This is a genomic window from Massilia genomosp. 1, assembly GCF_011682185.1.
Taxonomy (GTDB): domain Bacteria; phylum Pseudomonadota; class Gammaproteobacteria; order Burkholderiales; family Burkholderiaceae_D; genus Telluria_A; species Telluria_A rubra.
Genome location: NZ_WHJF01000021.1, coordinates 32,635 through 50,797, shown reverse-complemented (window position 1 = coordinate 50,797; position 18,163 = coordinate 32,635). Strand labels below are relative to the sequence as shown.

General features: G+C 62.0%; 20 protein-coding genes. All 20 read left to right on the top strand.

The window, feature by feature from the left end; genetic code table 11:
• Positions 1 to 87: 87 nt before the first annotated feature.
• The 20 genes from F1735_RS10500 to F1735_RS10405 all read left to right on the top strand — a co-directional run bounded on the left by F1735_RS10500 (position 88) and on the right by F1735_RS10405 (position 18,045).
• On the top strand, positions 88 to 1,518 hold the full coding sequence (locus F1735_RS10500) for a S8 family peptidase (RefSeq protein WP_167236873.1): 1,431 nt from the start codon (positions 88 to 90) through the stop codon (positions 1,516 to 1,518).
• 493 nt (positions 1,519 to 2,011) lie between these two features.
• On the top strand, positions 2,012 to 2,329 hold the full coding sequence (gene flhD / locus F1735_RS10495; RefSeq protein ID WP_166886849.1) for a flagellar transcriptional regulator FlhD: 318 nt from the start codon (positions 2,012 to 2,014) through the stop codon (positions 2,327 to 2,329).
• A gap of 54 nt (positions 2,330 to 2,383) precedes the next feature.
• Entirely contained in the window at positions 2,384 to 3,016 is a 633-nt protein-coding gene (flhC, locus tag F1735_RS10490) for a flagellar transcriptional regulator FlhC (RefSeq protein WP_167236872.1), read from the top strand.
• Positions 3,013 to 3,825, top strand: coding sequence for a class I SAM-dependent methyltransferase (locus F1735_RS10485; protein ID WP_167236871.1), 813 nt, complete (start codon positions 3,013 to 3,015; stop codon positions 3,823 to 3,825). The genes flhC and F1735_RS10485 overlap by 4 nt, the downstream gene beginning before the upstream one ends.
• 185 nt (positions 3,826 to 4,010) lie before the next feature.
• On the top strand, positions 4,011 to 4,871 hold the full coding sequence (gene motA, locus F1735_RS10480; protein WP_167236870.1) for a flagellar motor stator protein MotA: 861 nt from the start codon (positions 4,011 to 4,013) through the stop codon (positions 4,869 to 4,871).
• A 56-nt stretch (positions 4,872 to 4,927) separates the two neighbouring features.
• Positions 4,928 to 5,896, top strand: a complete 969-nt coding sequence (gene motB / locus F1735_RS10475; protein ID WP_167236869.1) for a flagellar motor protein MotB — start codon at positions 4,928 to 4,930, stop codon at positions 5,894 to 5,896.
• A gap of 28 nt (positions 5,897 to 5,924) precedes the next feature.
• Positions 5,925 to 6,473, top strand: a complete 549-nt coding sequence (locus F1735_RS10470; RefSeq protein WP_167236868.1) for a chemotaxis protein — start codon at positions 5,925 to 5,927, stop codon at positions 6,471 to 6,473.
• Positions 6,474 to 6,532: 59 nt separating this feature from the next.
• Positions 6,533 to 6,898 carry a response regulator gene (locus tag F1735_RS10465; RefSeq protein ID WP_054267173.1) on the top strand — a complete coding sequence of 122 codons (366 nt, stop codon included), beginning with the start codon at positions 6,533 to 6,535 and terminating at the stop codon, positions 6,896 to 6,898.
• A gap of 55 nt (positions 6,899 to 6,953) precedes the next feature.
• Complete coding sequence (gene cheA, locus F1735_RS10460; protein WP_167236867.1) at positions 6,954 to 9,116, top strand: chemotaxis protein CheA; 2,163 nt, start codon at positions 6,954 to 6,956, stop codon at positions 9,114 to 9,116.
• A 34-nt stretch (positions 9,117 to 9,150) separates the two neighbouring features.
• The gene (locus tag F1735_RS10455; RefSeq protein ID WP_166886972.1) at positions 9,151 to 9,645 is read left to right on the top strand and encodes a chemotaxis protein CheW; all 495 of its coding nucleotides are present in this window, start codon (positions 9,151 to 9,153) and stop codon (positions 9,643 to 9,645) included.
• Positions 9,646 to 9,740: 95 nt separating this feature from the next.
• Positions 9,741 to 11,444, top strand: coding sequence for a methyl-accepting chemotaxis protein (locus F1735_RS10450; protein ID WP_167236866.1), 1,704 nt, complete (start codon positions 9,741 to 9,743; stop codon positions 11,442 to 11,444).
• Positions 11,445 to 11,497: 53 nt separating this feature from the next.
• Positions 11,498 to 12,343 carry a CheR family methyltransferase gene (locus tag F1735_RS10445; RefSeq protein ID WP_167236865.1) on the top strand — a complete coding sequence of 282 codons (846 nt, stop codon included), beginning with the start codon at positions 11,498 to 11,500 and terminating at the stop codon, positions 12,341 to 12,343.
• Between the two features lie 29 nt (positions 12,344 to 12,372).
• Positions 12,373 to 12,981 carry a chemoreceptor glutamine deamidase CheD gene (gene cheD / locus F1735_RS10440; RefSeq protein ID WP_187362689.1) on the top strand — a complete coding sequence of 203 codons (609 nt, stop codon included), beginning with the start codon at positions 12,373 to 12,375 and terminating at the stop codon, positions 12,979 to 12,981.
• A gap of 30 nt (positions 12,982 to 13,011) precedes the next feature.
• A complete protein-coding gene (locus F1735_RS10435; RefSeq protein WP_167236864.1) occupies positions 13,012 to 14,076 on the top strand; it encodes a protein-glutamate methylesterase/protein-glutamine glutaminase in 1,065 nt (354 codons plus the stop codon).
• Positions 14,077 to 14,214: 138 nt separating this feature from the next.
• Positions 14,215 to 14,613 (top strand): chemotaxis response regulator CheY, encoded by a 399-nt coding sequence (cheY, locus tag F1735_RS10430; RefSeq protein ID WP_054267179.1) that lies wholly within the window; start codon positions 14,215 to 14,217, stop codon positions 14,611 to 14,613.
• A 2-nt stretch (positions 14,614 to 14,615) separates the two neighbouring features.
• The gene (cheZ, locus tag F1735_RS10425) at positions 14,616 to 15,275 is read left to right on the top strand and encodes a protein phosphatase CheZ (protein WP_167236863.1); all 660 of its coding nucleotides are present in this window, start codon (positions 14,616 to 14,618) and stop codon (positions 15,273 to 15,275) included.
• 75 nt (positions 15,276 to 15,350) lie between these two features.
• A complete protein-coding gene (locus F1735_RS10420) occupies positions 15,351 to 16,559 on the top strand; it encodes an EAL and HDOD domain-containing protein (RefSeq protein WP_166886871.1) in 1,209 nt (402 codons plus the stop codon).
• A gap of 102 nt (positions 16,560 to 16,661) precedes the next feature.
• Positions 16,662 to 17,123, top strand: coding sequence for an energy transducer TonB (locus F1735_RS10415; protein ID WP_167236862.1), 462 nt, complete (start codon positions 16,662 to 16,664; stop codon positions 17,121 to 17,123).
• A gap of 32 nt (positions 17,124 to 17,155) precedes the next feature.
• Positions 17,156 to 17,461: a cyclic-phosphate processing receiver domain-containing protein gene (locus tag F1735_RS10410; RefSeq protein ID WP_167236861.1), complete on the top strand. Its 306-nt coding sequence runs from the start codon at positions 17,156 to 17,158 to the stop codon at positions 17,459 to 17,461.
• Positions 17,462 to 17,694: 233 nt separating this feature from the next.
• Positions 17,695 to 18,045, top strand: a complete 351-nt coding sequence (locus F1735_RS10405) for a hypothetical protein (RefSeq protein ID WP_167236860.1) — start codon at positions 17,695 to 17,697, stop codon at positions 18,043 to 18,045.
• Positions 18,046 to 18,163: the final 118 nt, after the last annotated feature.

Genomic DNA, 18,163 nt, shown 5'->3' with positions numbered 1-18,163 from the left:
CGGCAATTCATTCAATGGTTGGTTTTTATCAATGTGAGAAAAGTGAAGATGACATTAATTACGCAGCTCCCCGTCCTGGCGCTCTCCATGGCGATGTCCCTCGCCTATGCCCAGTCGCCCGATACCACGCGCTCCTCGCCATTTGGCGCGGCTGACAGCAGCGCTGCGGCGGCCGGCCCAAGCATGATGCAGGCGCGCGCGGCGCTGGCCCCGGCCGCCGTCGGCAAAACCAATGCGCGCCACTTGGACAGCCTGCTGGCGCAGGAATCGAACGAGTTCATCGTCTTGTTCAAGGAAGAAGCGCCGGCCCGCATGGCCGCCAGCGTGGTCGGCGCGCAGCGCCTGACGCTGCAGCAAAACGCCTTCAATGCAACGCGCCAGAGCGTGCGCGCCGGTTTTGCCAAGGGCGAAGTGGAGTTTGTGCGCGAATACACCACGATGCCGATGGCGCTGGTGCGCACGCGTAGCCGCGCGACGCTGGTCAAGCTGCTCAATGATCCCAAGGTCGCCAGCGTGACGGAAAATATCCGGGTCAAGCCGGCATTGGCCCAGAGCTTGCCGGCGATCGGTCAAACGCAAGTGGTGACGTCGGCGCCGCTCGGCGACGGCACCGTCGTCGTCGTGCTGGACGACAATGCCGATTACATGGCGCCCGAATTGGGCGGCTGCGCACCAGGTACTGAACGATGCAAGGTGACCGACGCGATTTCGATGGTGGGCGGTGCTTACCAGAAGAACAAGGATAGTCATGGCACCGCCGTGGCCGGGATTGTCGCCGCCGTTGCGCCGGGCGCCATGCTGGCCCTGCTCGATATCGCCACGCGTAACGCGAAAAACGAAGTCGAGGCCGACGTTGCCACCATCATCGCGGGGATCGATTGGTCGATCTGGGCGGGGACCCGGATGAACGTGGCTGCAATCAACCTCAGCTATGGTTCGCCTCCCACCGGCCCTTGCAACATCGGCCCTTCCGACGCGCTGCATGCGGCCTTCAGCCGGGCCCGTGAAGCTGGCATCATTCCCGTCGTCGCCTCTGGCAATGATTATGATGCCAACCGGGTCGGCTACGTCGCCTGTGCGGCGAAACGAGCCGGCGCGGTCGTCGTCAGCGCGACCTACACGGAAAGCGGACCCTTGTCGGATGGACTTTGCGGGTCATACAGCAGGGTTGTCAATACCCCGGCGTGTTTCGCCAACGGCGGGCGCGACGTGACGATCTACGCGCCTGGAACGAGTATCTACATCGGCCCGGGCATCGGCTCGCCATACGTCCATTCGGGTACCTCGTACGCGGCCCCCCATGTCGCCGGCGCTGTTGCGGTGCTGCGCGGTATTTCCCGTCCCGGCTACGATCAGACCATCGCTTACCTGACCGACACCGGCTCGACGATGTATGACGCCCGCAATGGCGTGACCACGCCGCGGCTCGATTTGTACACGTCGGCGCGGAACCTGGGGGCGGCACGGGCCATGGCGGCCGCGCCGGCTGCCGCCAAGCTGGGCGCCACAGCGAAATAAGCCCTCGGGAGGCGGACCCGGGGTCCGCCTCTGCCGGGTTGTGTCGCGGATCAGTTGTATCCGCGACACATTTCCAAAGCTGCCACACAATTTTTGAAAAAAGATGCCGGAGACCCTCAAGTTCCCCGCCCAACCGCCGTTACCGAGTCAGACACGCGGGAGTTTCAAACTATTTTCAGGTTTCTTGAATTTATTTTGAAAAGACCCTCAAGTTCTCCAACAGTTTGACGTAACCGGTACAAGACGACAGAAAAACCGCGTCGACGGGTCAGTGACACAGCGCCCCACAATCAGCTTTTCCGCCCCGTTCTCATAGGGCGCGACCATGATCCGGCAGGGTTCGTAGGACGAACACCTACGGACTTGCCTCATCTGTACCTCACCCAAAATACAGGCGCGCGCCTATTCTCGTATTGTTGCTGTACAGTCAGAATCTATCTCACTGGCAATACGAACACAGCGCCAGATTTCAACGGATTGAAGGAGACGGAAAATGACTGCGAACGACATGATGGCTGAAATTCGTGATGCGAACCTGAGCTACCTGATGCTCGCCCAGCAGATGATTCGCGCCGACAAAGTGACCGCGATCTTCCGTCTCGGGATTTCGGCGGACATCGCTGAACTGATCGAAAACATGAGCAATTCCCAGATCCTGAAGTTGGCTGGCGGCAATATGATGCTGGCGCGCTTCCGCTTCGACGATGGTGCTATCCTGTCGATGTTGACCAGCAACAGCAAAGACCGCGTCCTCGCCCAGTCCCACGCCGCCATCCTGATGGCCGGCCAGGCAGTCGAAGAAATCGTTTAAGCGTTGCCTGGTTTGCCGCGCTCGCGGCCAACAACAGCAACCCCGGGAGAGCTCATGGCCAAGAAAAGCGTCGTATCGGAAGCCCAGGAAATCGGCCTGGCCATGGAGCTGATCAAACTGGGCGCCCGCCTGCAGTTGCTCGAGACCGAAGTGTCGCTCTCGCGCGAACGCTTGCTCAAGCTGTACAAGGAACTCAAGGGCGTCTCGCCGCCGAAGGGCATGCTGCCTTTCTCGACCGACTGGTTCCTCACCTGGCAGCCGAACATCCACGCCTCGCTGTTCATCAATATCCATAAATTCCTGGTCGAGCATGCCGGCGCCACCGGCATCGAAGCGGTCATGAAGGCCTACAAGCTGTACCTCGAACAAATGCCGCCCGAGCCGGGTGTGGAAGCGCTGCTCTCGCTCACGCGCGCGTGGACCCTGGTGCGCTTTTTCCAGAGCAAAATGCTGGCCATGGCCCCGTGCGACAAGTGCCAGGGCAAGTTCGTGGTCGATTGCCTCGACCTGAACCACGCCTATCAGTGCGGCCTGTGCAACATGCCTTCGCGCGCCGGCAAGACCAGGAAGGTCAAGGATGCCAAGGATGCCAAGGACGCCAAGGATGCGAGCGACGCCAGGGACGCCAGCGACGCCAAAGAGGCCAGGGACGCGCACGCCGCCGCCACGGCGCCGCTGAACGCGTGACCGGCAAACCTTCCCGCACATCCTCCGAAGGGCAGGGCGCAAGCCTTGCCCTTCGCCGCATCTGGCGCGCCCCCGCGGTGCAGGCGCTGCTGCTGCAATGCCTGGCTTTTCCGCTGACCCTGCTCATCGTGTTCCTGCTGGCGCGCAGCGGCGCGACCTTGTCGTATGCCGATTGCGCCCTGGTGCAGGGCCTGGTCGCCTGCACCATGACGCGCCTGCGCGGCCTGGCCGTGTGGTGGCTCGGGATCGAGTTGGTGTTTCCGCTGGCGCTGATGGGGACCCTCAAGCTTGACATGCCACCGCTGCTGTTCCTGGGCCTGTTCCTGTTCCTGCTGGCGCTGTACTGGTCCACCTTCCGCACCCAGGTGCCGTACTACCCGTCCGGCAAGTGGGTCTGGAATGAAGTCGACAAGCTGCTGCCCAAAGACAAGCCCTTGCTGGTGATCGATATCGGCAGCGGGCTGGGCGGTTTTACGATGGAGATGGCGCGCCGCCGGCCCGAGTCGCATTTTGTGGGCATCGAGCTGGCGCCGCTGCCCTGGCTGCTGAGCTTCTTGCGCGCCCGGCTGACTGGAAGTCGCGCGCGTTTTGTACGTGGCGATTACGACAATCTTGATTTAAGTAACTACGATGCGGTGTTCGCTTATCTGTCGCCGGCGCCAATGAGTGCATTATGGAACAAGGCCTCAAAAGAGATGCTTCCCGGTAGCATTTTGCTCAGTTATGAGTTTCTGATAACGGAAAAAACGCCGGATATTATTCTTATGCCTACAGGGCGTGGCGCGCCTCTCTACGGATGGCACTTTTAGGAGACAGACGGCAGGGTTTTCCTTGCCGCTCGGGCCGTCTCACGCTATTGTAGTTCCGTATGTAAATTAAATGAATCGAGCAATTTAAAGAAACGACAGCATTCATTGCCATTCATATATTGGCGTTGTTTTCTTTAAAACGTCGGGCGCTGCCCGAGCTCTTTCCAACCTGGGAGTCAGCGCACTTGTTAGTCATACTCGGATACATCATCGTTTGCGGTTCCGTCTTCGGCGGCTTTGCCGCCAGTGGCGGCCACCTCGGGTCGCTGTTCCAGCCGCTCGAACTGGTGATGATCGGCGGTGCGGCTTTCGGCGCTTTTTTTGTCGGCAATAACAGCAAATCGATCAAGGCCACGCTCAAGGCCGTTCCCGGCCTGTTCAAGGGCTCGCGCTATACCAAGGACCTGTACATGGAAATGATGTCGCTGCTGTTCGACGTCCTTTCCAAAGTGCGCAAGGAAGGCTTGATGTCGATTGAAGGCGATATCGAAAACCCGGAACAAAGCCCGGTGTTTTCCAAATATCCCGGCGTGCTGGCGGACCACCATATTGTCGAATTCATGACTGATTATCTGCGTTTGATGGTGTCGGGAAATATGGACGCCTTCCAGATTGAAAACCTGATGGATAACGAAATTGAAACGCACCACCACGAAGGCGCGGTTCCGGCCCATTGCATCGCCAAGCTGGGCGATGGCTTGCCGGCGTTCGGCATCGTGGCGGCGGTGATGGGCGTGGTACACACGATGGAGTCGGTCGGCATTCCGCCGGCCGAACTGGGCATCCTGATCGCCAAGGCGCTGGTCGGCACCTTCCTCGGAATTTTGCTGGCGTACGGCTTCGTCGGCCCGCTGGCCAGCCTGCTCGAACAGAAGCTGGAAGAGTCGACCAAGATGTTCCAGTGCGTTAAAGTGACCCTGCTGGCGAGCCTGAACGGCTACGCCCCGGCGCTGGCGGTGGAATTCGGGCGCAAGGTGCTGTACTCGACCGAGCGGCCCACCTTCGCCGAGCTGGAAGAGCACATCAAGAAATCGAAGGCCAAATAAGCCCATCATGCCCAGCCACTTTGCCCCTTGCATGATGCCGACCAGACGGAGCGCATATGTCCGATGAAGGCCTGCGGCCGATTATCGTCAAGCGCATCAAGAAGACCGCCGGCGGCCACCACGGCGGCGCCTGGAAGATCGCCTACGCTGACTTCGTGACGGCGATGATGGCGTTTTTCCTGCTGATGTGGCTCCTGGGGTCGACCAGCAAGGGTGACTTGAACGGCATTTCCGAATTTTTCCAGACCCCGCTGAAGGTGGCGCTGGCGGGCGGCTCGGGCAGCGGCGACAGTTCCTCGATCCTGCAGGGCGGCGGCCAGGATTTGTCGCGCCGCACCGGCCAGGTCAAGCGCGGCGAGAACCCGGACAAGAAGTCGTTCGACCTGAAGGCGGCCAAGGCGGCGCTGGAAGCGGCCGAGGCGGACCGCCTCAAGACGCTCAAGGCCAAACTGGAAGCGACCATCGAGGCCAATCCGCTGCTGAAAAAATACAAGAACCAGCTGCTGCTCGATATCACCAGCGAAGGCTTGCGCATCCAGATCGTGGACGAATTGAACCGGCCGATGTTCAACCTGGCCAAGGCCGAACTGCAGCCGTACACGCGCGACATCCTGCACGTGATCGGGATCGTATTGAATGAAGTACCGAACCGGATCGGCCTGTCGGGCCACACCGATTCGACCCCGTACATGAGCGACACCGGTTACAGCAACTGGGAATTGTCGGCCGACCGCGCGAACGCGTCGCGGCGCGAACTGGTCATCGGCGGCATGAACGACGCCAAGATCCTGCGCGTGGTGGGGCTGGCCGCGGCGGCGCCGCTGGACCGCCAGGATCCGTTCAGTGCGGCGAACCGGCGCATCAGCATCATTGTCATGAACAAGCGCACGGAAGAAGCGGTCATGCGCGACGGCGCCTCGATGGAGGTGCCGGAACAGTCGGGCGTCGCTACGCCGGGCGTCGCTACGCCGGCGGCGGGACAGGCGCCAGCAGTGGCGCCGGCGGCAACGAAGGCGGCGCCATGATGGCCAGGGAAGTTACGGGAGAGGGCGAATGACAAGAAAGAAAATACTGGGCTCGCACGTGAAGCGCTTGCTGTCGGGCGTGTCGGATCACGGCAAGAAGCACCTGACGGAAGTCGAGACCGATCTGCTCCAGACCCATCTGCTGCTGCAGGAAGCCATCGACAAGCTCACCAGCAGTTTCATGGCCATCCATACCGCTGTCGGCGCCCAGCAGGACACCATCGACCTGCTGCTGTCCGGCGGCACGCCGAGCCCGGAAGAGCGCGCGCGCCTGGGCGCCATGTCGGGCGAGATCGGCGCGCACGTGAATACGGCGATCACCAGCATGCAGTTCCAGGACATGACGAGCCAGCTGATCGACCGCACCCTGAAACGGGTGACCGGCCTGCGCGAGTTCCTCGGCACCCTCGGTGCGCACGGCGCCGACATCGTGCCCGAGACGGGCAGCGAAGAAATCGTCGAACTGCTCGGCAAGGTCAGCATGGCGCTGGCGATCCAGTCGCTCGAATTACGCAGTGTACTAAGAAAAGCAGTCAATCAGCAGCATCTGGAAAGTGGCGACATAGAACTGTTCTAAGGTTCACTCTCGATGATTATGGGCGCAGTGCCCCCGATTTAAAAAAAGCAGGAGCAAAAATGGCTAAAACAATACTCGCAGTCGACGATTCCAGTTCGCTGCGCCAGATGGTGGCATTCAGTCTCAAGGCCGCGGGCTACCTCGTGGTGGAAGCGGTCGACGGCCAGGACGGGCTCGAAAAAGCCAAGCAGCAAACGGTCGACCTGGTGCTGACCGACCAGAACATGCCGCGCATGGACGGCCTGTCCCTGATCAAGCTGTTGCGCGGCCTGCCCGCGTACCAGAAGGTGCCGATCCTGATGCTGACCACCGAATCGTCCGACGAAATGAAGACCAAGGGACGTGCCGCCGGCGCCAATGGCTGGCTGGTCAAGCCGTTCGACCCGCAGCGCCTGATCGAAGTCGTCAAAAAAGTCATCGGTTGATGAACCGGGTGGGAGCACGCGCCATGATGCATCGCGAAATTCACGGAGTCTGACCATGACCATCGACATAAGCCAGTTTTTCCAGGTCTTCTTCGATGAAGCCGAAGAACTGCTGGCCGAAAAAGAGCGTCTGCTGCTGGCCGTCGACATCGCGTCGCCGGATCCGGAAGACCTGAACGCCATTTTCCGCACCGCCCACTCGATCAAGGGCGGTTCGTCGACGTTCGGCCTGAACGACATGACCGAAGTGACCCATTTCCTGGAGTCGCTGCTCGACCGCATCCGCAAAGGCGAAATGGCGCTCACCGCCGAACACGTCGACGCCTTCCTCGCGGCCAAGGACATCCTCAAGATGCAGCTCGACGGCCATCGCAACGGCGCCCACGTCGACCAGGACGCCGTGGCCAATGTGCGCATGATGCTGCAGGAGCTCTCGCAGGACGTGGTGCCGGTGGCCGCGCCGCCGGCGCCCTCGTTCATCCAGAGTTCGATCAAGGCCAACGTGAGCACCGGCGGGCGCCGCTTTCGCATCGAGATGCCGCATGTGGAGCAGCGCGATGTGAATGCGCTCACGGCCGAACTGGGCCTGCTCGGGCGCGTGTCGGTCATGCCGCTGCCGGACGACCGGCATGCGATCACCGTCACCACGCACGAGTCGCTGGAAGACATCATTGCGATCTGCTCGTTCGTGCTCAACCCCGACGACCTGAAAATTTTCGAGGCGCCGGCGCTCACGCCCGAGCAGCAGATCATCGAAGACCGCGAACGGGCCAAGATCGAAGACGACATGGGTTACGGCTTTTTCGACCCGATCGACGCCCCGACCCAGGCCCAGACCGACGAGGAACGCGGTTACGGCTTTTTCCAGCCGATCGAGCATATCCGCGCCACGGCCGGCATTGCCGCTCCGGCGGGCAACAGCGCGGCCAGCGCCGCAACGCCGCCGGGCGCGCGCGCCGAGCCGCTCGAGATCGGCGAGCCGGCCGAGAAAAAAGCCGTCGCCAAAAAAGACGACAAGCACGCCGCCGCCGAATCGTCGTCGATCCGCGTGTCGATCGAAAAGGTCGACCAGTTGATCAACCTGATCGGCGAACTGGTGATCACCCAGGCCATGATCGAGCAGCGCAGCGACGCGCTCGACCCGATGCTGCACGAACGGCTCTTGAACAGCGTCAGCCAGCTCACGCGCAACACGCGCGACCTGCAGGAAGCGGTTATGTCGATCCGCATGATGCCGATGGATTTCGTGTTCTCGCGCTTTCCGCGCATGGTGCGCGACCTGGCCGCGAAACTGGGCAAGAAGGTCGATTTCATCACCCACGGCGCCGCCACCGAATTGGACAAGGGCCTGATCGAACGCATCGTCGATCCGCTCACCCACCTGGTGCGCAACAGTATCGACCACGGCATCGAAATGCCGGAAGCGCGCGCCGCCGCCGGCAAGACCGAAGCGGGGCGCCTGTTCCTCTCGGCCGGCCACCAGGGCGGCAATATCGTGATCGAAGTGTCCGACGACGGCGGTGGTTTGAACCGCGAACGGATCCTGGCCAAGGCGGCCCAGAACGGACTGCCGGTCAATGACAGCATGAGCGACGCCGATGTCTGGCAGCTCATCTTCGCGCCGGGCTTCTCGACCGCCGAAACGGTGACCGACGTGTCCGGGCGCGGCGTGGGCATGGATGTCGTCAAGCGCAACATCATGGCCATGGGCGGCTCGGTCGACATCCGCTCGGCCAAGGGATTCGGCACCACGATCTCGATCTCGCTGCCGCTGACGCTGGCCATTTTGGACGGCATGTCGATCCGCTGCGGCGAGGAAGTGTATATCCTGCCGCTCGGCTTCGTGGTCGAATCGCTGCAACCGTCCCCGGAAGACATCAAGGAAATCTCGGGCCGCGGCCCGGTGATCAAGGTGCGCGGCGAATACCTGCCCCTGATTCCGCTGCACCAGATGTTCGACATCACGCCGCGCTTTACCAATCCGTGCGAAGGCATCGTCGTGATCCTCGAGTCGGACGGGCGCAAGGCCGGCCTGTTCGTCGACGACCTGGTCGGCCAGCAGCAGGTCGTGGTCAAGAACCTCGAATCGAATTATCGCAAGGTGACCGGGATTTCCGGCGCCACCATCCTCGGCGATGGCGGCGTGTCGCTGATCCTCGACGTCACGGCCCTGATGCGCTCCTCGCGCCAGCTTGCCGACGACGCCATCTTCTCTTAACGTACAACAAACCAGATAGGAATTTATCATGTCCATGACCTCAACCTCCTCCAAGAACGGCGAAGCCAAAGACGGCGCAGGCAGCGAATTCCTGGCCTTTACGCTCGGCTCGGAAGAATACGGGATCGACATCCTGAAAGTGCAGGAAATCCGCGGCTACGAAGCGGTCACCCGGATCGCCAACGCGCCCGACTTCATCAAGGGCGTGATCAACCTGCGCGGCATCATCATCCCGGTGGTGGACATGCGCATCAAGTTCAACCTGGGCACCCCGGTGTATGACCAGTTCACGGTCGTCATCATCCTCAACATCGGTGGCCGCATCATGGGCGTGGTGGTCGACAGCGTCTCCGACGTGACCACGCTCACTCCCGAGCAGATCAAGCCGGCCCCGGAAATGGGCACCGCCTTCGGCTCCGATTACCTGGTCGGCCTGGGCACCGTGGACCAGCGCATGCTGATCCTGATCGACATCGACAAGCTGATGTCGTCGGGCGAAATGGGTCTGATCGAAAAACTGGCCGCGTAAGACGACGGCCATTGACGCATTGACAGCAACGCCGGAGCGAGCGGCTCGCCAGAAGCCGCCGTCCCTGTCCACACGACGTATCGAGGAGAGAAAACATGAATCTGCGCGATTATAAGATTGGTACGCGCCTGGCGTTCGGATTCGGCAGTATTTTGCTGATCCTGGTCGCGATGGCGTTGATGGCGAGCGTACTTAACTCGCGCAACAAGAACAGCCTGATGACGGGCCTGGCCAGTTCCAGCGCCCAGAACCTGCATGCGGCCAGCATGAAGAGCGCGATGCTGGAAACCGGCATCGCCATGCGCAATATCGGCCTGCAGTCCGACGTTGCGCTGATGCAGAAGGAACAGGACAAGGTCAAGGTCCAGAGCAAGCGCTACGAAGAGGCGCGCACGCGCCTGCAGGCCACCGGCCTGGACGAAGCCGAAACCAAGCTGCTGGCCGATGTCGCCGCGCTCGACAAGGAAGTCGACGCCGCCTTCAAGGAAGCCATCGGCCAGGTGCTGGCGTTTAACAGCGAGGGCGCGGCCAAGGTGATCGCCACGCGCATCGACCCGCTTAACCAGAAGACCCTGGAAGTGCTGAACAAACTGGTCGACAAGCAGCAGGTCGAAGCCGACGACTTCCTGAAAAAATCGGTGGAAGCCGACCAGCGCGTGGGCATGATCATGTTCGTGGTGTGCGCGCTGGCCGTGGCGCTGGGCGTGGTGTGCGCACTGGTCACCACCCGTTCGATCGCCTTGCCCCTGCTGGGCGCCGTGCGCGTGGCCAAGAAGGTCGCCGCCGGCGAACTGACTTCGGAAATCCGGGTCGCGGGCAAGGACGAGACGAGCGAACTGCTGCAGGCGCTCAAGGACATGAACGACAGCCTGTCGAAAACCGTGGGCGACGTGCGCTCCGGGACCGAGATGATCACGGTCGCTTCGCAGGAAATCGCTTCCGGTAACGCCGACCTGTCCTCGCGCACCGAGTCGCAAGCGAGCTCGCTCGAAGAAACCGCCAGTTCGATGGAAGAACTGACCTCCACCGTCAAGCAAAATGCCGACAATGCGCGCCAGGCCAACCAGTTGGCCGTGTCGGCGTCGTCGGTCGCGGTCAAGGGCGGCGCCGTGGTGTCGCAGGTAGTCGACACCATGGGCTCGATCAAGGAAAGCTCGCGCAAGATCGTCGACATCATCGGCGTCATCGACGGCATCGCGTTCCAGACCAATATCCTGGCGCTCAACGCTGCGGTGGAAGCGGCGCGCGCCGGCGAACAGGGACGCGGTTTCGCGGTGGTGGCGTCCGAAGTGCGCAACCTGGCGCAGCGCTCGGCCGGTGCGGCCAAGGAAATCAAGGCGCTGATCGGCGATTCGGTCGACAAGGTCGATGCCGGCAGCAAGTTGGTGGACGAAGCGGGGCAGACCATGGACCTGATCGTGACCTCGATCAAGCAGGTGGCCGACATCATGGGCGAGATCACCGCGGCCACCCAGGAACAGAGCAACGGCATCGAAGAAGTCAACCAGGCCATCACCCAGATGGACGAAATGACGCAGCAGAACGCGGCCCTGGTCGAGGAAGCCGCCGCCGCCGCCGAAAGCATGCAGGAACAGGCCCAGTTGCTGGCCGCCGCCGTGAGCATCTTCAAGCTCAATGGCGACGATCGCAAGGCCGTGACGGCGGCGCCGCTGCGCGCGGCCCCGGCGAGCGCCCGGCCGGTCGCGCGCGCGGTAGCGACGGTGGCGCGTCCGGCGCCGGCGGCCAAGCCGCGCAAGCTGGCCGCCGCGACCCCGGGCGACGACTGGGAAGAATTTTGAACGGTCCGGCCACTTGGCAGCACGCGCAGTGAACACGAAAACAGGGTGAAGCAGTGACGCAAACGAAAACCGACACCGTCAAGGAATTCAACTTCACCAAAAGTGATTTTGAGCGCGTGCGCGCGCTGATTTACCAGCGCGCCGGCATCTCGCTGGCCGACAGCAAGCAGGAAATGGTCTACAGCCGCCTGGCGCGGCGCCTGCGCGCCACCGGCATTGTGTCGTTCGGGCGCTACCTGGACGACCTGGAAGCGGGGCGCCTGGGCGAGGAGTGGGAGTCGTTCACCAACGCCCTGACCACCAACCTGACCTCGTTTTTCCGCGAGGCGCACCACTTCCCGCTGCTGGCCGAGCATGTGAAGAAGCTGCGCGACCATCCGATCCAGATCTGGTGCTCGGCGGCGTCCACCGGCGAAGAGCCGTATTCGATCGCCATGACCGTGTGCGAAGCGTTCAACACGCTCACGCCGCCGGTGCAGATCATCGCCACCGACATCGACACCAATGTGCTGGCCACCGGGGCGCAAGGGGTGTACGGAATCGACCGCATCGAAAAACTGGAGCCCGAGCGGGCCAGGCGCTTTTTCTTGCGCGGCAAGGGCGAGCAGGAAGGCATGGTGCGGGTGCGCCCCGAACTGCGCCAGCTGATCACCTTCAAGCAGCTCAATTTGCTGGGCGATGGCTGGCCCTTGAAAGGCCCGTTCGATGTGATTTTTTGCCGTAACGTGATGATCTACTTCGACAAGGCGACCCAGCGCAAGATCTTGGCGCGCTTCGTGCCCTTGATGAAGCCCGATGCACTGCTGTTTGCCGGCCACTCCGAGAATTTCCTGTATGTGTCGGAGTCGCTCAAACTGCGTGGCAAAACCGTGTACGAACTCGATGGTCGCCGGCCTTGATGCGACCCGCACCGAACTGAGAATTGAACATGGCTATCGAAATCAAAGAACAATTCGCAACCAACGTGTATTACGACCGCACTTTCGACTGCGACGCGGCCAAGATCCTGCCGGGCGAGTACTACTACACGCCCAAGGACATGTTGATCGTGACGGTGCTCGGTTCCTGCGTGTCGGCCTGCATCCGCGACAAGGTCACCGGCCTGGGCGGCATGAACCACTTCATGCTGCCGGACGGCGGCAGTGATCCGAACAGCCCGATCTCGGCCTCGATGCGCTACGGGACGTACGCGATGGAGGTGCTGATCAACGACCTGCTCAAGGCCGGCGCGCGGCGCGAGAACATGGAAGCGAAAGTGTTCGGCGGCGGCGCGGTGCTGCGCGGTTTTACCGCGATCAACGTCGGCGAGCGCAACGCGGCGTTCGTGATGAGCTTTCTCAAGACCGAAAAAATGCGCGTGGTGGCCGAAGACCTGAACGATATCTGGCCGCGCAAGGTGTACTTTTTCCCGCGGACCGGCAAGGTGCTGGTCAAGAAGCTGATGCAAACCCATAACGATACCCTGGCGCGGCGCGAACTCGATTACGCCAGCCGCCTCAAGGTGCAGCCGGTCGGCGGCGAAATCGACCTGTTCTGACCGTCCTGACCGACACACTGAAAGCACTCTATGAAGATCAAAGTACTGATCGTGGACGACTCGGCGCTGATCCGCAGCGTCATGAGCGAGATTATCTCGAGCCAGCCCGACATGGAAGTGGTGGGCGTGGCCCCCGATCCGCTGGTGGCGCGTGAGCTGATCAAGCAGACCAACCCGGACGTGCTCACGCTCGACGTCGAGATGCCCAAGATGGACGGCCTCGACTTCCTCGAAAAACTCATGCGCCTGCGCCCGATGCCGGTGGTGATGGTGTCCTCGCTGACCGAGCGCGGCTCGGAGATCACGATGCGCGCGCTGGAACTGGGCGCGGTCGATTTCGTGACCAAGCCGAAGATCTCGATCCAGAGCGGCATGCGCGAATACACGGAACTGATCTCGGACAAGATCCGCGCGGCCTCCAAGGCGCGCATCAAGCCGCGCACCGTCACCGCCGAAAAGCCGAGCGGCGCGCTGCCGGCCCTGCGCAATCCGCTCACCTCGTCGGAAAAGCTGATCATCATCGGCGCCTCCACCGGCGGCACCGAAGCGATCCGCGAATTCCTGATGCAGATGCCGTCCGACTGCCCCGGCATCCTGATCGCCCAGCATATGCCGGAAGGGTTCACCACCTCGTTCGCGCGCCGCCTCGACACCCTGTGCAAGATCAGCGTGCGCGAAGCGGCGGGCGACGAGCGCGTGCTGCCCGGGCACGCCTACATCGCCCCCGGCCACTCGCACCTGCTGCTGGTGCGTTCGGGCGCCAACTACGTCACCCGCATCGAGCAGACCGACCCGGTTAACCGGCACCGGCCCTCGGTCGACGTGCTGTTCCGCTCGGCGGCCCAGGCGGCCGGTAAAAACGCGGTCGGCGTGATCCTGACCGGCATGGGCAAGGATGGCGCGGCCGGCATGCTCGAAATGAAAACGGCGGGCGCCTACAATTTCGCCCAGGACGAGGCATCGTGCGTGGTTTTCGGCATGCCGCGCGAAGCGATCGCGATGGGCGGAACCCACGAAGTGGGCCCCTTGAACGCGCTGCCGGGCATGGTCCTTGGCTATCTGGCAACGCATGGCAGCCGCGCGTTGCGCGTTTGATCCGATTTGAGCCGAATTACTGTCTTTTTGCTGCTCGTTTATTCGCTTCACAGCAACAAAACTGCTATCCTTTAGTCTGCTTCCGCAGGTGGGGAAGTCTGTCAATAACCAGAGTAAGAGAATCAACGGAGTAATTTAATGGCCGATCCAAAGATGCGTTTTTTAGTTGTTGACGATTTCTCCACGATGCGTCGCATTGTGCGTAATCTGTTGAAAGAACTGGGTTATGCCAACGTCGACGAGGCGGAAGACGGCGTCATGGCGCTGGCCAAGCTGCGTAGCGAAACATTCGACTTCGTGGTCTCGGACTGGAACATGCCGAATATGGATGGCCTGACCATGCTGCAGAACATCCGCGCCGACCCGGCGCTGGCCAAGCTGCCGGTGCTGATGGTCACGGCCGAAGCCAAAAAAGAGAACATCATCGCCGCCGCCCAGGCGGGCGCGAACGGCTACGTGGTCAAGCCGTTCACGGCGGCCACGCTCGATGAAAAGCTGAACAAGATTTTCGAGAAGCTCGAAAAAAGCGGAGCGTGACCATGAGCGAGCACCTCAGCGCAGGCGCAGGCGCAGGCCAGTCGGACGAGCCGGGCGTGCATGACGAGTTCCTCAGCCGGATCGGACACATGACGCGCGCGCTGCACGACAGCCTGCGCGGCCTGGGCCTGGACAAGCTGATCGAAAAAGCCGCCAGCGACATTCCTGACGCGCGCGACCGCCTCGACTATGTGGCGCGCCTGTCGGAACAGGCTGCGCAAAAGGTACTCAACGCAACCGAAGCGGCCGGCCCGCTGCAGGACCAGATCGACAGCGGCGCCAGCGCCCTGGGCGCCTCGTGGCAAGCGCTGCTCGACGCGCCCGCCACCAGCGACGCCGAATGGCGCGCGCTGGCCGAGCGCAGCGTGGCGGCCATGAGCCAGGCGCGCACGGCCAGCAGCGCCACCAAGGGCTACCTGATGGACATCATGATGGCCCAGGATTTCCAGGACCTGACCGGGCAAGTGATCACCAAGGTGACCACCATTACCCGCAACCTGGAACAGCAACTGGTGCAGATGCTGGTCGATTTTGCGCCGGCCGAGGTCAAGCGCGAATACGACAACGGGCTGCTCAATGGCCCGCAGATCGACCCGACCCGGCACGACGTGGTCTCGAACCAGGGCCAGGTCGACGATCTGCTGGACAGTCTGGGCTTTTAAGCGGGCTGAGAATTTCAGCCTGCGGCGGGGCGCATTGCCCCGCTTTCGCATGGCATCACCTACACGACCCATACAATGCACGAATCAAACTTTATCGTCCGCGAACCCCTGCTCGATCCCAAGCAGCGCGTGATCGGTTATGAACTATCCTGGCAGCACCATGAGGGGCAAGCCGTCACCGACGAGGAGCTCGAAGCCCTGATCGGCTTCGTCGCCGAGAACGTCAACGACGAAGAGCACGGCTGGCTGCTCAAGGACAAGATCCTGTTCCTCGACGCGGTCCCGGACATGCTCTCGACCGACGCCCTGTTCGCCATGCCGCCCGAGCGCACCGTGCTGACCATGAAGGCGTCCGACCTGGCCGACCCCGACACCCTGGCGGCGGTGCAGGGCTTGCGCGCCGGCGGCGTCGGCATTTCGGTGCGCGACGGCGACCTGGCCCACCTGGGCAAGAACCTCGGCATGAGCGCCTCCTACATCGAAGTGCGCTTTTCGGGCGCCGACGTGGCGGCCCAGGCCCGTACCTACGCCGCCGCCAAGCAATCGTCGGTGCGCATGGTCGGCCGCCCGGTCACCACCTGGGCCGACTTCGACGCCTGCGCCGCGCTCGGCCTGGACGCCTTTGTCGGCAAGCTGCACCTGACCCCGCGTCCCGGGATTCCGGTCAAGGGCATGAACCCGGCCCAGACCATCATCCTGCAACTGATGCAGATGGTGCAAAAGAACGAAGACATTCCCAAGATCGAAAGCGTGCTCAAGCGCGATCCGGCACTCTCCTACAAACTGCTGCGTTTCATCAACTCGGCTGGTTTCGGGGTCGGGCGCGAGATTCAATCCTTGCGCCAGGCCATCACCATGCTTGGCTATTCGCCGATGTACCGCTGGCTGACGCTGCTGCTGGCCACCGCCAGCACCAGCGGCTACTCGCCGGTGCTGATGGAAACGGCCGTGGTGCGCGGCCGCCTGACCGAACTGCTCGGCAACAAGGGCTTGCCACGCAGCGAGAGCGAAAACCTGTTCATGGCCGGCATGTTCTCCTTGCTCGATCGCCTGCTTGGTTTATCGATGAAAGAAGTGCTCGAGACCATCCAGCTGCCCGATGAAGTGGTGCGCGCCTTGCTCACCCGTGGCGGCGCCTACGGACCGTACCTGGCGCTGGCCGAAGCGTGCGAGCTCAACTCGCAGCTGGTGGCCTCGCTGGCCAAGTCGATCAACATTGCGCCGGTGGATGTCAACAAGGCCCATTTGTCGGCGCTGGCCTGGGCCCAGAACCTGACCACCTGAGTCCGCCGCTGGCTTTCTTCCTCTCCCCACCGGGCTCGGAGTTCTGATCAGAAATATTCCTGATTAGAAATCCGAGCCCGGTTTCATTGCTAAAGCACACGCATGAATACCACAACATCCCGATTTCCCACCCGGCTCGCACGCCCCGTGCTGCTCGCGGCTTTGCTGGCCTGGTGCGCCGCTGCGCAGGGGCAGGAGGCGACCGGCTGGGAGGCCGAGAAAGCGGTCGCGCCGGCAAGCGGCAAGCTGCCTGTATGGCGTGTCGCTCCCGATCAGCCGCAGCTTCCGATTGTGCAGAACTGGTCACCGTTCCAACATTGCGCCGGGCCTGAGTATCCGAAGAGTTCATTGCGCAACAACGAAGAAGGCGTGGTCAAGGCGTCGTTTCTGATTGCGGAAACGGGCCAGGTGATCGACGCAAGAGTCATGAAGTCGAGTGGATTCGCTGCCTTGGACCAGGCTGCCATCCGCGCGCTGCTCAAGTGCTGGTTTGGGCCTGCCACGCTGCAAGGCGTGCCGGTGAAGGTGTGGATCGGCACGTCCTACCATTTTGCGTTGTCTTGATCGGCAGGGACAATGCCCGAGGCGGAGGGTGCATGAAGGTCTATCTGGACGATGAGCGCGCCACGCCCGACGGCTGGGTGCGCGTGTACTGGCCGGACGAGGCAATTGCCTTGTTGGCGGCCGGGACGGTCACGCACATCAGCCTGGACCATGATCTGGGCGATGACGCGCGCGGCACGGGTTACGACGTGGTGCTGTGGATCGAAGAAAAGGTCATGACGGCCGGTTTTCAGCCGCCGTCGATGCGGGTGCATTCGGCCAACGCCTCGGCGCGCATCAAGATGGAGGCGGGTATCCGCGCCATCGACGCGTATGCCGGCCGGCGCGGGGGCGCGTGAAGCAAGTGTTGTTGGGGAAAGGCGGATTTCACGCCTGGCCGCAGGCGTTCTGATCGCCCCCGTTCATCATTGAGTTGCCCGCTGATTATTTTGCCCAATGTTACTTTCCAAAAGATATAATTAGGGCAATTAATGTGAATCCGCATGTCTCTCCTGCGGCAATCATATGAAACAACTGTCTTTTGCTTACGTGGGGGCGCCTGATTGTGTGCGCGACGCATGAAGGAAGTTTTGTGGGAAAACAACTGATATCGCGCTTGCTTGCGGGCGTCCTGATCGCTGCGCTGTCTGGCGCAGCCTGTGCCAATCCGGTCCACCTCAGCATTGCCAAGATGACCCAAAGCAAGCGCCAGGCGGCCTTGGGCGAGATGGTCAAGCAAGCGGGTATCCGATGCATCGGCATCAAGCGCGCGATCTACCAGGGTAGTGACGAGGGCGGCACGGCGCAGTGGAGTGCGCGCTGTGTGGACGGACGCCTGTTCGCGGTGGACATTGCCAGCGACGCCAACGGCAAGGTCCGCGTGGTGCGCTGCCAGTCGCGCAAGCGCGGCGTCGGCAACTGCAAGTTCAAGGGCAGGTTCTGAACCCGCTCGGTGTTCCATCATGAACCAGTTCGCCAACCGGGGTCAGAGCTTTAATTAGAAAGATTTCTCATTAAAGCTCTGACCCCGGTTGGCGGATGTGGCGACGACGCGACGATAT

Bases quoted from the DNA above. Each gene is read 5' to 3' on its own strand.
- F1735_RS10410 (WP_167236861.1), top strand. From the start codon at position 17,156: ATGAAGGTCTATCTGGACGATGAGCGCGCCACGCCCGACGGCTGGGTG.
- flhD (WP_166886849.1), top strand. From the start codon at position 2,012: ATGACTGCGAACGACATGATGGCTGAAATTCGTGATGCGAACCTGAGC.
- cheZ (WP_167236863.1), top strand. From the start codon at position 14,616: ATGAGCGAGCACCTCAGCGCAGGCGCAGGCGCAGGCCAGTCGGACGAG.
- cheA (WP_167236867.1), top strand. From the start codon at position 6,954: ATGACCATCGACATAAGCCAGTTTTTCCAGGTCTTCTTCGATGAAGCC.
- F1735_RS10470 (WP_167236868.1), top strand. From the start codon at position 5,925: ATGACAAGAAAGAAAATACTGGGCTCGCACGTGAAGCGCTTGCTGTCG.
- F1735_RS10435 (WP_167236864.1), top strand. From the start codon at position 13,012: ATGAAGATCAAAGTACTGATCGTGGACGACTCGGCGCTGATCCGCAGC.
- cheD (WP_187362689.1), top strand. From the start codon at position 12,373: ATGGCTATCGAAATCAAAGAACAATTCGCAACCAACGTGTATTACGAC.
- cheY (WP_054267179.1), top strand. From the start codon at position 14,215: ATGGCCGATCCAAAGATGCGTTTTTTAGTTGTTGACGATTTCTCCACG.
- F1735_RS10465 (WP_054267173.1), top strand. From the start codon at position 6,533: ATGGCTAAAACAATACTCGCAGTCGACGATTCCAGTTCGCTGCGCCAG.
- flhC (WP_167236872.1), top strand. From the start codon at position 2,384: ATGGCCAAGAAAAGCGTCGTATCGGAAGCCCAGGAAATCGGCCTGGCC.
- motB (WP_167236869.1), top strand. From the start codon at position 4,928: ATGTCCGATGAAGGCCTGCGGCCGATTATCGTCAAGCGCATCAAGAAG.
- F1735_RS10415 (WP_167236862.1), top strand. From the start codon at position 16,662: ATGAATACCACAACATCCCGATTTCCCACCCGGCTCGCACGCCCCGTG.
- F1735_RS10500 (WP_167236873.1), top strand. From the start codon at position 88: ATGGCGATGTCCCTCGCCTATGCCCAGTCGCCCGATACCACGCGCTCC.
- F1735_RS10450 (WP_167236866.1), top strand. From the start codon at position 9,741: ATGAATCTGCGCGATTATAAGATTGGTACGCGCCTGGCGTTCGGATTC.
- F1735_RS10455 (WP_166886972.1), top strand. From the start codon at position 9,151: ATGACCTCAACCTCCTCCAAGAACGGCGAAGCCAAAGACGGCGCAGGC.
- F1735_RS10420 (WP_166886871.1), top strand. From the start codon at position 15,351: ATGCACGAATCAAACTTTATCGTCCGCGAACCCCTGCTCGATCCCAAG.